We start from the raw sequence: 12,495 nt of genomic DNA, 5'->3' as shown, positions 1-12,495 counted from the left end.
ATGGTTCATCAAGTCGCCGCCAAGCCGGTGTTTGAAGGCTATGATCTGATTGGGGACGTGCACGGCTGCGGAGCAACACTTGCAGCGCTGCTCGAAAAGCTTGGCTATCGCCAGCGCAATGGCGTCTATCGCCACCCGCGGCGTCGGGTGATATTTCTTGGTGATCTTATCGACCGGGGGCCACGTATCCGTCTTGCCGTGACGATAGCCCGGCGTATGGTCGAGTCCGGCGAGGCCCAGATTGTCATGGGCAACCATGAATATAACGCCCTGGCGTATACTCACCCGGCACCGCCGGGTAGCCAGCAGCGCTGGTTACGCGAGCACACACCGCGTCACAACCGGATTATTCAAGACACGCTGGAACAATACCGCGACCACACCAATGAATGGGAAGATACGCTGGCGTGGTTTAAAACGCTGCCGCTGTTTCTCGAACAGGATGGCTTTCGGGTGGTACACGCCTGCTGGGATCATCAGCTGATAGAGCAGTTCAAACAGGATTACCCCGATGGTTGCATGGACGACGATTTTCTTGTCGCCTCGACCGATCCGACGACCCAGGCATTCCGCATCCTGGATCGCCTGACGCGGGGCAGCCATCTATCGCTTCCTGATAATGTCGCTATTCACTCGGGAGATGGGTTTACACGGCGCAGCTTCCGAACCCATTTCTGGGCGGCATCGCCACAGTACTGGGGCGATGTTGCCTTCCAGCCCGATAATTTACCCGGCGATCTAGAACAGCGGCCGCTTACCCAAAATGAGCGTAAGACGCTGAGTTATTACGGTCCCGACGAACCGCCTTTGTTTATTGGCCATTACTGGTGTGAAGGCATACCTGCGTTACCCACCGCGAACATTGCCTGTCTGGATTACAGTGCGGTGAAGTATGGCCGTCTGGTTGCCTATCGTTGGAATGGCGAACAAAACTTGAATGCTGACCAGTTTGTCTGGATTCGTGTCGCCAGAGAAGAGCAACGTGTTTTAAACACCTTGCAGGACGACGATGATTGAGCTGAATTGTTGTTGTTACATTAATTTACATAAATTTTGCAAAACATATGAACTAACGCTGCCGCCGCTCGTCAGATTAGGTGTTCCCTTGAATGATCCCTTGCTATTTACCCGGCGGCCCCCTCCGCCGGTTTTTTTTGGTGAAAATAATAACCACTGTATTGCCACGTCCAGGCGTGATCTATCCAATGGGTTGCCAAGCTTAGCGTTTGTATGAAAAGCCTATGTCGTTATCATAAAGGAAGCCTATGCACCCCGTAATGCGTTTACCCCCTGACGTCGACACCCAGGCGCTTCGCAAAGCGCTCTGGCGTTATCGTATTGGGCACCGGATTACCGCTGAAGGCGATGCCCAGGTGCTCTGGGTCGCCGACCCGGGTCAGCGTGAAGCGCTTCTCGCGCTGGTGGCCCGCTGGCAGCAGGGTGAACCTCTTGAGTTAGCGGAGCAGGTCTCAAAGGTGGATTCCCCGGCGCTATTCTCAACGCTTAAACGGTTGCCGGTTACCGTGGCCATGGTGGTGGCGAGTCTGGTGATCTTCGCGCTGATAGGTGTGTTTGGTGATCTGTTGATTGTGGCCCTCACCATTGTGCCGATTGGCATCGTGGGTGGTGAGCTAACCTACGGGTCGCTGACGGAGACGCTGGCCAGCGGCCAGGTATGGCGCCTACTGTCGCCAGCGTTTCTGCATTTTGGCTGGATGCACCTGATCTTCAACCTGATGTGGGTATGGTATTTCGGTCGGCAGGTTGAAGCGTTACAGGGCGGAAGGACGCTGCTCCTGCTGCTGGTCGTCGCAGGGGTGTTGGCGAATCTGGCCCAGTACGCGACGGGTACAGTGTTATTCGGCGGTATGTCGGGCGTCGTTTATGCCTTGCTGGGGCACGTATGGCTGATGTCTAGACGGGTTCCGGGAAGCGGTTTTTTTGTGCCGCAGATGCTCGTCGTGTTCATGCTGGGCTGGATGGTGTTTACCATGACCGACATGGCCGGGCTGGTAGGCTTTGGCAATGTTGCCAATGAGGCCCATCTTGGCGGATTGATCGTCGGCCTGATAACGGGCTGGTATTATAGCGCGCGGCGTTTACGGTCTTAACTGAGGAGTTTGGCATGAGCGACATGACCTTCGACAAAATGATCAACCAGATGACCCCGGCGATTTACGAGAGCCTCAAGCAGGCCGTATCGCTGCGCAAGTGGCCGGATGGACGCTACCTCACGGCTGAGCAGACCGAGTTGTGTCTGGAAGCCGTGATGCGCTATGAAGCGGAAAACAACGTGCCCGAAGCGAACCGTGTCGGGTATCTGGAACAGCGCACCTGTGGTGCTGGCGCCACCGGGCAGGGCGTTTCACCGGAAATGGCCGGTCTTGCCAAGGATGCGTCGCGTGACTGATGGGGTACAGGGGTGCTTGCGTAAAATGGCGGTGGAACCGGGCCCGACCCAGGCTCAACCTGTCAGCTACCAGCTGCGCGCGGGTGAACACCGCATTGACTTGAACGAGCGGTTGGGGTTGCCTTTACAGCTGCGTTGGAGTGGTGCTATCGCCTGCACCCACTGCGGTCGTGCAACCAAGAAAAGCTTTGCCCAGGGTTACTGCTACCCCTGCTTCAAGCGTCTGGCCCAATGTGATACCTGCATCATGAAGCCGGAAACGTGCCATTATTTTCAAGGCACCTGTCGCGACCCTGAATGGGGAGAGCAGCATTGCTTTCAGCCGCATATCGTTTACCTGGCCAACTCGTCGGGTTTGAAAGTGGGAATTACCCGTAAAACGCAAATGCCCACCCGTTGGCTGGACCAGGGGGCGATACAGGCCTTGCCGATTCTGGAAGTCGATACCCGCCAGCAATCAGGCTTTGTGGAGATGCTGTTCAAGGAACATGTCGGTGATCGCACCAACTGGCGGGCCATGCTCAAAGGCGATGTGGCGGAGCTTGATCTGAAAGCCGAACGCGATCGCCTGATGGCCGCAACCGCCAGCGGCCTTGGGCAACTTAGAAGCGAGTATGGGGCGGATGCCATTCGCGAACTGGATGGCCAATACCATGCCTTTCACTATCCGGTGGAGACCTTCCCACGCAAGATTATGTCGCACAACTTTGACAAACAGCCGGAGGTCAGCGGTATCTTGCAGGGGATTAAAGGCCAGTACTTGATGCTGGATACCGGCGTGATCAATCTGCGTAAGTTTACCGGTTATGAGGTTAGCGTCGCTTAATACTGCTTAGGCGTCACCGTAGCCCAGTGCCTCTTGCAGGTATTGGGCGTGACTTGCCACCCAGCGTGGGTCAATCGCCCCCCAATCACGTATCTGATAGCGGCCGATGTTATGCCGCTCTCCCTTATCCTTTTCGAACACACAGTCGATATCCAACTCAGCAAGCGAAGTAATGGTATCTTGCGCGGTGCGCCTTGGCATGCCGGTCGCCTCAATCAAGGCCGGGACGCTGGCAGCGCCTTGGTCAATCAGGTACGCCACGTACAGGCGACGGTAAAAGCTCGATTTGGTTTTGCTTAATGGCGCGGGCATGGCGCATCCTTTATGGGGTTCGACAGTAACGCTGCCCAGTCTAATAGAATAAATCCCCTTGCGCGCGCGGCGGGCGAAAATCGCGGGTATTCAATCCCTGCTCGGTGCGGGACTGCAACTTCCACTGGCGGCTGGCACGATTAAACCGCTGGCTGATCATTTCGGCAAACACCCCTTCACCGCGGAAACGCTTGCCAAAGCGGGCGTCATAATCCTTCCCACCACGGCACTGTCGAATCAAGCTCATCACTTTGGCAGCCCGCTCGGGGTAGTGGGCTTCCAGCCACGCCTCGAACAACGGCGCCACTTCATGGGGCAGGCGCAATAGCATCCAGGTAGCGGTGCGCGCCCCCGCTCGGCTGGCGGCTTCAAGAATCCGCTCAATTTCATGGTCGGTCAGCCCAGGGATAATCGGCGAAACCAGCGTGCCCACAGGAATCCCCGCCGTATTCAGCTCGCGGATGATTTTCAGACGGGCTTGAGGCGACGCCGTGCGCGGCTCCAGGGTGCGTTTCAGGTTGGCATCCAGACTGGTAAGGCTGACAAAAACCCGCACCAAACGGTGTTCGGCCATTTCCGAAAGCAACTCCAAGTCTCTCAGTATCAGGCTGCTTTTAGTCACAATGGTGACCGGATGGCGACATTCCAATAACAACTCAAGCAAGCGACGGGTGGTTTGGTGTTTCGCCTCCAGTGGCTGGTAGCAGTCGGTATTGCCGGAAAGGTTAATCGGACGGCATACGTAATTAGGGTGGCACAGCTCGTCGGTTAACCGCTCCACTAAACCGCTGCGGGCAATCAGCCTGGTTTCAAAATCCAGCCCTGGCGATAAATCCCAATACGCATGGGAAGGGCGGGCATAGCAGTAAACGCAGCCATGCTCGCAGCCACGGTATGGATTCAGCGAGCGATCAAACGGCAAATCCGGCGAGGTGTTCCACGACAGCGCGCTTTTGCTCACTTCCTCGCGCACCTCGGTTACGATACTTGTGGATGTTTCCTCCCGCCACCAGCCATCGTCTTCCGCAACGCTTTGGGTGGGTGCAAAGCGGTTATGCGGGTCGTACGTCGCTCCACGTCCTTTGCGCACCGAGGAGCTGCCATCAGCGTAATGAAAAGCCGTCATTTGCCACCCCGTTTATATATGGCTATATATACAGTATATGATGTTTTGTCCAGTGTGCAAGAATGAGTAAAGAGCCATGTTTGGTTGCTTCACCCTATTCCCAGCCAACCAGGGAAACAGGCTAGGTCAGGCGGTGGGGTAAGTCGGGATATCGAAAAATGGTTGTATGGACGGTAAATGCAAAACGCCTTGGCTCTCTAAAGCCAAGGCGTTTCGCGTTATCCAGTACGTGACTCGCTAGCGCTTAGCGTTTTTTCCGTGTGGTTTTTTTAGCGTCGTTGGCTTTTTCGGCGCTGTCTTCACTTCCCCCATTGCCGGGAAAATGGCCGCGCAATAGCTCCAGCAGTCCCTGGGTCGAGGCATCGAAGTCGGCGGCGTTGGTGTCGATGCGTTCGCTGATTTCACCGGCGATGCGCTTGCCCAGCTGCACGCCCCACTGGTCGAAAGAGTTGATGTTCCAGATAACGCCTTGCACGAACACCTTATGCTCGTAGAGCGCGATCAGGGCACCCAGGTTTTTCGGAGTCAGCTCGTCCAGCAGCAGGGTGCTTGATGGGCGGTTGCCGGGGCAGCTGTAGGGATCGTGCTGGCTGAGCTCCTTGCTGTCTCCCTGGCTGCCTTCCATAAAGGCGTTGGCCTGGGCGAGCATGTTGGTCAGCAGCGCGAAGTGGTGGTCTTCGACACCCGGCTCGGGCTTGAGTGAGGCGATAAAGTCGATGGGCACGTAGCGCGTGCCCTGGTGCAGCAACTGGAAGAAAGCGTGCTGACCGTTGGAGCCGGTCTGGCCCCAGACAATCGGGCCGGTCTTGTAATTCACCGGATGGCCGAAGATGTCCACTGACTTGCCGTTGGACTCCATATCCAACTGCTGGAGAAACGACGGCAGCTGGTGCAGGGCCTGGTCGTAAGGCACGATGGCTTGGGTTTCCGCACCAATGAAATTGATGTACCAGATACCGATCAGCGCCATCAGCACGGGCATGTTCTCGGAGAAGGGCGCTTCAATGAAGTGGTTATCCATCTCGTGAGCGCCTTCCAGCAGCTCGATGAAGCCCTCAAAGCCAATCGAGAGCGCAATCGGCAGGCCAATTGATGACCACATGGAGTAACGCCCGCCGACCCAGGCCCAGAACTCGAACACATTCTCTTCACGAATGCCGAATTCCATCGCTGCCTTGCGGTTGGTGGAGGCAGCGATAAAGTGCGCGCCCACATCGGCGTCTTCGCCAGCATTCTCCAGGAACCAGCGCCGCGCGGTCTTGGCGTTGAGCAGGGTTTCCTGGGTAGAGAAGGTCTTGGTCGAGACGATGAACAGCGTGGTGGCTGGGTCGAGACGCGACAGCACCTTCTGAATATGGGTGCCGTCTACGTTGGAAACAAAGTGGAAGTGCAACTCTGGGTGGCGGTACTTCAATAGCGCACGGACGGCCATGTTGGGGCCCAGGTCCGACCCGCCAATGCCAATGTTGACCACGTCCTTGATGCGCTTGCCGCTATAGCCTTTCCACTCGCCGCTGCGCACCGCCTCGGAAAACTGCTTGATCTGCTCGCGGGTACGGGTGATTTCGGGCATCACGTCCTTGCCGTCGACAAATACCGGATCATCGCCGAGGTGGCGAAGCGCGGTGTGGAGAACCGGACGGTCTTCGGTGACGTTGATGATATCGCCCGAAAACATCTGGGCTCGGCGCTGGACGAGGGCGGAGTGGTCGGCCAGTTCGATCAGTTTGGCCTTGACCTCGTCGGATACGTGGTGCTTCGAGTAGTCAAGGAAAAGACCGCCCACCCGCAGGCTCATTTTTTCAAAGCGCTGCGGGTCATTGGTGAAATAGTCACGAATGCGATCGTTAGCGGTTTTGTCGCGCAGGCGTTCGAGCGCCTGCCACGTCACACTGCGGGTCAGCTGAAACATAGCGGTGTCCGTTGTTGTAGGTCGGCGAGTTGCCTTGATGTTATGTGTGTAAAAATACTACATAAAACGCGTGCTGTGGCAAACCATCGTGAACAAAAGCATGTTGTACGGTAATAAAACCAATAGCGAGCCCAATAAAAAGGCGGGCCTTGGCCCGCCTGGCATTGTTTAGCTGGCAATGGCCACTTGAGTAGCGCCCCGTTTGATCATGGCATAGCTCAGACCGGTAATCAGCGAGCCGACCACAATCGCGCTCAGGTAGAGCAGCACGGGGGTAATGGCATTGGGGATCAGCAGGACAAAAATGCCGCCGTGGGGGGCCATCAGTTTAGCGCCTACCAGCATGGAAAGTGCGCCGGTAACGGCACCGCCCAGCATGCAAGCAGGGATTACCCGCAGCGGATCTTTGGCGGCAAACGGAATCGCCCCTTCGCTGATAAAGCACATGCCGAGTACAAACGATGCCTTGCCTGCCTCGCGCTCGGGCGCGGAAAATTTATTGCGTGCCACCAGACTGGCAATGCCCATGCCGATGGCAGGTACCATGCCAGCGGCCATGATCGCCGCCATGGGACCATAGGTTTCCGAGGCCAGAAGTCCGACGCCAAAGGTATATGCGGCTTTGTTGACCGGGCCACCCAGGTCGAAACACATCATGGCGCCCAGCAGAATGCCCAGCAGCACGGCGTTGGTGGAGCCCATGTTTTCAAGGAAGCTGGTCAGCGCGGTAAGAATGCCCGCCACCGGCTCGCCGACGATATAGATCATTACCAGGCCAGTCACCAGGCTGGCGATGAGTGGAATAATCAGGATCGGCTTCAGCGATTCGATGCTCGAAGGCAGTTTAACGTAGCGGGTAACCGCCAGGGCGACGTAACCGGCCAAGAAACCGGCCAGAATACCGCCGATAAAGCCGGAGCCTATATCGGCTGCCAGCATGCCGCCAATCATGCCCGGCGCGATACCGGGGCGGTCGGCAATCGAGTAGGCAATATAACCGGCGAGTACCGGAATCATCAGCGCGAAGGCGGTGCCGCCGCCGATTTTCATCAGCGCGGCGGCCAGTGAGCCTTCTTCCTCGGCGGCGTTGATACCGAACACAAACGACAGTGCGATCAGCAAGCCACCCGCGACCACCATCGGCAGCATGAACGACACACCGGTCAGCAGGTGCTTGTAAACCCCTTTCTCTTTGACGCTTTTGCCTTCACTGCTGGCACTGGGCTGGTTGCCGTCTTCAATGCTGGCGTGAGCGAGGGCAGCTTCCAATGTGGGGCGCGGTTTTTTCAAGGCACTGCCGGTGGAAGTGCGGTAAATGCGCTTGCCCGCAAAGCGGGCAGGGTCAACGTCGATGTCGCAGGCCAGCACGACCACATCAGCATCAGCGATCTCTTTATCCGTCAGCTGATCTTGTGCGCCTACCGAGCCTTGGGTTTCCACGCGGATAGCGTGGCCCATGGCTTTGCCGGCTTCTGCGAGTGCCTCGGCCGCCATGAAGGTGTGCGCAACGCCCGTCGGGCAGGCCGTCACGGCGACAATATTCTGTCCTTCAGTGGCGCTTGGCGCCGCAGAACGGGCTGCGGGTGCATCGGTGGGTGCCTGATAAAGCGGCGCATCGCGTTTCGCCGTGGTCAGAAAGCCACTCGGGTCAGGGAGCGCGTCGGCAATCGGCGCTTGATAAAGCCGCTTACCTTCAAAGCGCTCGGGCGCGGGCACATGATCTGCCGCGACGACGATCAGGTCGGCATTGGCAATCTGCTCGGCGGTGGCCGCCTGAAGCGGCGCCAGCTCACCGTGCATTTCCACATGAACGTGCCAGCCCTGGCGTTTTGCAGCCTGCTCCAGCCGCTTGGCGGCGAGGAAGGTGGTCGCCATGCCGCTTGGGCAGGCGGTAATCAGAATAATATTCATAGCGTGGCTCCCTCGGTGATGGTGTCGTCAAGACGCCGTACCCGGGTCTGTTGTTGGAGTGAGTCGAAGTCGTCGGCCTGGGGGTTACCCACGCCCACATGGCGGACCGCATCGGCAGATAATGCCGTGGCGAAACGAAGGGTTGTTTCGGGATCGTGGCCGCTGAGCAGGCCGTGGAGCATGCCCGCAACGAGCGTATCACCGGCGCACACGGTGTTGACGGCGGTCACGGACGGTGGCGTTGCCTGCCAGCTGCCCTGGGCATTCACCCACAGCACGCCATCGGCGCCGGCAGAAACAAGCGCCTGTTCCACGCCGCCCTGATGCAGACGACGCACCGCCTCGGTCAGCGCAAGGCTGGTTTCAAGCGGCGCACCGGCCCAGTGTGCAAGCTCAAGTTCGTTGGGCTTGACGGCGGTGGGCTTTACCTCAATGGCGGCGTTAAGTGCCGCGCCGCTGGTATCCACCCAGAGAGGAACGCCGCTGGCCTTCAGGTGCTTTAGAAAAGCACGAAAGTCATCGAGACTGAGCCCCGGCGGTAAACTGCCCGCCACCACGACGGCGTGAGGCGGTGTGGCGTTATATAAATGTGCATCCACCCTTGCCGTTAAGCGTTGCAGATCCTTTGAGGTGATCGGCGTGCCGGGCCCGTTGATGTCGGTGACCCGGCCGCTTTGTTCAGCAAGCTTGGCATTGATGCGTGTTTCCCCTGCTACGCGCACAAAGTCATCGTGCAAGGCGGCGTGCTGAAAGGCCAGCGCGAAAGGCGCGTCGTTGTCAGCGCCCAGAAAACCGCTCACGGTAACGTCATGGCCTAACCCTGCCAGTACCCGGGCAACATTGACGCCTTTACCCGCGGCCTCCAGCTGGGCGCTGTGGGGGCGGTTAACCGCCCCTGGAATGAGCTGATCAAGGCTGAACGCCAGGTCCAATGCCGGGTTGAGCGTAATGCATAACACGCGAGCCATCAGCGAGCCTCCAGCGCGTCGCGCACGTCATCGCTGGTGGCCTGAGCCAGCGCCAGTTGAGCACTGGCCTTGGCATCCGCCAGATCAAATTCGCGCAGCCGCGCCTTGACCAACGGAATCTGGCGCGCGCTGACCGACAGTTCATCGACGCCCAGGCCGACCAGTACCGGCACCGCCATGGCGTCGGAGGCCAGTTCGCCGCAGACACCGACCCATTTGCCCTGGGCATGGGCGGCGTCAACGGTCATCTGGATCAAGCGCAGTACCGCGGGATGCAGCCCGTCGGCCTGGGCGGAAAGCTCCGGATGGCCACGGTCGATGGCCAGGGTGTACTGGGTCAAATCGTTGGTGCCCACCGAGAAGAAATCCACCTCGGCGGCCAGTGACGGCGCCAGCAGGGCACTGGAGGGCACTTCGATCATCACGCCGAGCTGCACGTCAGTGGCACGTTGTGATGGCGAAATTTCGCTCAGCAGCCGATCATAGATCGCCTTGGCGGCGCGGAACTCGGCGATGTCCTTGACCATCGGCAGCATGATGCGCAAAGGGCTGTCTTTGCCGGCCATCAACAGCGCGCGAAACTGGGTTTCGAGCACTTCCGGCTGGGTCAGCGCCAGGCGAATGCCGCGCAGGCCAAGGAAGGGATTATCTTCTTGAGGCACCGGCCAGTAGGGCAGCGGTTTGTCGCCGCCGACATCAAGGGTGCGGGCTACCAGCGGGCGGCCACCAAGGGCGTCAATCGCCTGGCGGTATTCATCGATTTGGGTGGACAGGTCCGGCGCGCTGGCGTGGGCCATGAACAGGAATTCAGTGCGCAGCAGGCCAACCCCCTCGGCGCCGCGTTCAACGGCGTCTTCCGCATGAGCGGTGTTGCCCAGGTTGGCGGCGACTTCGACCCGGTGTCCGTCGCGGGTTTGAGCCGTTTCAAAGCGCGTTTCCCAGGCGTCGGCTTCGCGCTGCTGCTGGTCAAGCAATTGCTGCTCGGCGCGCTGCAGGCGGTCTTCCGAAGGCTTGTGGGTGACCCGTCCGCGTTCGCCATCAAGAATCATCATGCCGCCGTCAGGTAGCGCCATGACGGCGTCACCGGCACCGACAACCGCCGGAATGCCTAACGCGCGGGCCAGAATCGCGCTGTGCGCTGTAGCGCCGCCGCGAACGGTGAGCAGGCCACGCACTCGCGAGGTATCCAGTCGCGCGACATCAGACGGGCCAATATCGTCCATCACAAGAATATACGGATGGTCGGGCGGCTCGGGCAGCTTGACGTCACACAGCACGCCAAGGACTCGGCGGCCCACGTCGCGCAGGTCGGCGGCGCGTTCGGCCAGTAGCCGGTCGGCAAGCATTTCCTGGGCGTGGGCGGCGGTGTCGATGGCTTCCCACCAGCCGGCCTCTGCCGACGCCCCTTCGCGGATAGCATCAATGGCGGCCTGGTGCAGCTCCGGGTCGTCGAGCATTTCTTCGTGCATGGAAAGAATGTCGGCGACTTCACCGCCCGGCGCGTCATGCACCAGTGTTTCCAACTGGGTGGCACCTTCCTTCAGCGCCTCGCGAAGACGGGCAGCCTCTTGTTCGGGGTCGTCGGCGTGTTGCGGGTATTCAAAGCTTACCGGGCGAATGACAAATACCGGTGCAATGGCAAGCCCCGGGGAGGCGGCCACGCCCGCATGTGGCGTATCGTTAACCAGCGGCTCGGCGGCGGGTTTGGTGCTTTCGGTGGCGGGAGAGAGGCTTTCCCGGCCGCCATCAAATGGGGCAACCTTCTCGCCCAGGCCAGACTCGACGGCCTCGCTGACGGCCGCGAGTGCCTGGCTTGCCTGCTCGCCCTCGGCAGAAAACACGAGCCATTGCCCCCGTCTCGCGCCCATGCCAATCACCTTGGTCAAGCTGGCGGCGGAAACCGGCGTGGCACTGCCTTCTTCCAGTCGAACGTTGATCGGCACCGCCTGGGCGCGGGCAATTTGTACCAGTTGCTTGGCCGGGCGGGCGTGCAGGCCGTGAGGGTTCAGCACGCGGGCACGTTGAGTTTGTGTGCTGGCAGTTTCACCCGCCAAGGCGGCCAGCCACTGGGCGCTGGTTTTATTGACCAGGCTTTTGCTTTCGCTGTGATCAAGGAGTGGCAGTAATTGCTCAAGCAGCGAACGATGGCTCTCACCGCTGGCCGCGAGGCAGAACAAGGCATGCACGGGATGTTCCTGATGGCTCAGTGATGTATCTGCCGGGGTTGCGACACCCAGTGCAGGCTGGGCGACACCATGAGGGTGGCTTGCCAGCCATAGGCCATTCCCCAGCCAGGTGGGTTCGACAGAGGCAATGGCACTAATAAACGTATTATCGACACAGCCGCTTTGACGCAGTCGCGCGGCAGCGGCTAGCGTCAATTCCTGCAGGTCCTTGGCGGGGAAGCTAACGCACAGCGTTTCGTTATCCAGACGTGGCACCACGGCTGGCTTGGAAAGCAGGCGCGCCACGTCGTCGGCGGAGGTGGCGTTAGCCAGTTGCTCAGCGACACCTTCGCGGTCCAATACATGGGTCAGTTGGCGCAGGATATCGAGGTGCTCGTCGTTTTGCGCGGCGATAGTCACCAGTACGTGCACCTGTTGGCCGTCGTGCCACTGAACGCCGTGGGGGAATTGTAAAACGCGTACCCCGGTTTGCTTGACGTATTGGCGGCTTTCCGGGGTGCCGTGGGGGATGGCGATGGCATTGCCCAGAAACGTCGAGGATTGAGCTTCCCGGTCGAGCAGGCCGTCACGGTAATCAGGGTCGACAAACCCCGCCGCCACCAGCGCATCGGCAGCGCTGTTGAGTGCTGCTTGCCAGTCGTCAGCATGGCAGTCCAGCAATATGTCATCAGAGCCGAGCGTCAGCATAGGTGTCTCCGTGTAGAACCATGGTCGTAGCGCACCGAAGTGGGCTGGATGAATCGTGTCATCTGTGTATAGTTGGCTATGCTGAATCGATTCACTTCAGGACACAAGAGGTTCGCGCCTAGACTTTGGTCTGATGGGCGTCTGTCGACTGTTAAAC

10 protein-coding genes are annotated in these 12,495 nt (G+C 59.2%); 4 read left to right on the top strand and 6 right to left on the bottom strand.

The window, feature by feature from the left end:
• The 4 genes from R3F64_RS17320 (at position 1) to R3F64_RS17305 (ending at position 3,236) form a co-directional block, all read left to right on the top strand.
• A complete protein-coding gene (locus R3F64_RS17320) occupies positions 1–1,017 on the top strand; it encodes a metallophosphoesterase (protein WP_085919901.1) in 1,017 nt (338 codons plus the stop codon).
• 248 nt (positions 1,018–1,265) lie between these two features.
• On the top strand, positions 1,266–2,111 hold the full coding sequence (locus R3F64_RS17315) for a rhomboid family intramembrane serine protease (protein WP_085919900.1): 846 nt from the start codon (positions 1,266–1,268) through the stop codon (positions 2,109–2,111).
• A 14-nt stretch (positions 2,112–2,125) separates the two neighbouring features.
• Positions 2,126–2,410: a YeaC family protein gene (locus tag R3F64_RS17310; protein WP_085919899.1), complete on the top strand. Its 285-nt coding sequence runs from the start codon at positions 2,126–2,128 to the stop codon at positions 2,408–2,410.
• A gap of 25 nt (positions 2,411–2,435) precedes the next feature.
• Entirely contained in the window at positions 2,436–3,236 is an 801-nt protein-coding gene (locus R3F64_RS17305) for a DUF2797 domain-containing protein (protein ID WP_264827122.1), read from the top strand.
• Between the two features lie 6 nt (positions 3,237–3,242).
• Here R3F64_RS17305 and R3F64_RS17300 read toward each other — a convergent pair whose 3' ends face one another.
• The 6 genes from R3F64_RS17300 to ptsP form a co-directional block, all read right to left on the bottom strand.
• A complete protein-coding gene (locus tag R3F64_RS17300; RefSeq protein ID WP_332612779.1) occupies positions 3,243–3,548 on the bottom strand; it encodes a winged helix-turn-helix domain-containing protein in 306 nt (101 codons plus the stop codon).
• A 40-nt stretch (positions 3,549–3,588) separates the two neighbouring features.
• Complete coding sequence (locus R3F64_RS17295; RefSeq protein WP_085919897.1) at positions 3,589–4,674, bottom strand: PA0069 family radical SAM protein; 1,086 nt, start codon at positions 4,672–4,674, stop codon at positions 3,589–3,591.
• A 244-nt stretch (positions 4,675–4,918) separates the two neighbouring features.
• Positions 4,919–6,586, bottom strand: coding sequence for a glucose-6-phosphate isomerase (pgi, locus tag R3F64_RS17290; protein WP_332612777.1), 1,668 nt, complete (start codon positions 6,584–6,586; stop codon positions 4,919–4,921).
• A gap of 168 nt (positions 6,587–6,754) precedes the next feature.
• On the bottom strand, positions 6,755–8,497 hold the full coding sequence (locus R3F64_RS17285) for a PTS fructose-like transporter subunit IIB (RefSeq protein ID WP_332612776.1): 1,743 nt from the start codon (positions 8,495–8,497) through the stop codon (positions 6,755–6,757).
• Positions 8,494–9,465, bottom strand: a complete 972-nt coding sequence (pfkB, locus tag R3F64_RS17280; RefSeq protein WP_332612774.1) for a 1-phosphofructokinase — start codon at positions 9,463–9,465, stop codon at positions 8,494–8,496. The genes R3F64_RS17285 and pfkB overlap by 4 nt, the downstream gene beginning before the upstream one ends.
• Positions 9,465–12,338 (bottom strand): phosphoenolpyruvate--protein phosphotransferase, encoded by a 2,874-nt coding sequence (gene ptsP, locus R3F64_RS17275; RefSeq protein ID WP_332612773.1) that lies wholly within the window; start codon positions 12,336–12,338, stop codon positions 9,465–9,467. The genes pfkB and ptsP overlap by 1 nt, the downstream gene beginning before the upstream one ends.
• Positions 12,339–12,495 lie beyond the last annotated feature (157 nt).

The sequence above is a fragment of the Halomonas sp. 5021 genome (genome assembly GCF_036663435.1).
GTDB lineage: Bacteria > Pseudomonadota > Gammaproteobacteria > Pseudomonadales > Halomonadaceae > Vreelandella > Vreelandella janggokensis.
Note: the sequence above shows the minus strand (reverse complement) of the source record. Positions and strands in the feature narration are given on the sequence as shown.

Bases quoted from the DNA above. Each gene is read 5' to 3' on its own strand.
- R3F64_RS17300 (WP_332612779.1), bottom strand. From the start codon at position 3,548: ATGCCCGCGCCATTAAGCAAAACCAAATCGAGCTTTTACCGTCGCCTG.
- ptsP (WP_332612773.1), bottom strand. From the start codon at position 12,338: ATGCTGACGCTCGGCTCTGATGACATATTGCTGGACTGCCATGCTGAC.
- R3F64_RS17305 (WP_264827122.1), top strand. From the start codon at position 2,436: ATGGCGGTGGAACCGGGCCCGACCCAGGCTCAACCTGTCAGCTACCAG.
- pgi (WP_332612777.1), bottom strand. From the start codon at position 6,586: ATGTTTCAGCTGACCCGCAGTGTGACGTGGCAGGCGCTCGAACGCCTG.
- R3F64_RS17315 (WP_085919900.1), top strand. From the start codon at position 1,266: ATGCACCCCGTAATGCGTTTACCCCCTGACGTCGACACCCAGGCGCTT.
- R3F64_RS17310 (WP_085919899.1), top strand. From the start codon at position 2,126: ATGAGCGACATGACCTTCGACAAAATGATCAACCAGATGACCCCGGCG.
- R3F64_RS17320 (WP_085919901.1), top strand. From the start codon at position 1: ATGGTTCATCAAGTCGCCGCCAAGCCGGTGTTTGAAGGCTATGATCTG.
- pfkB (WP_332612774.1), bottom strand. From the start codon at position 9,465: ATGGCTCGCGTGTTATGCATTACGCTCAACCCGGCATTGGACCTGGCG.
- R3F64_RS17285 (WP_332612776.1), bottom strand. From the start codon at position 8,497: ATGAATATTATTCTGATTACCGCCTGCCCAAGCGGCATGGCGACCACC.
- R3F64_RS17295 (WP_085919897.1), bottom strand. From the start codon at position 4,674: ATGACGGCTTTTCATTACGCTGATGGCAGCTCCTCGGTGCGCAAAGGA.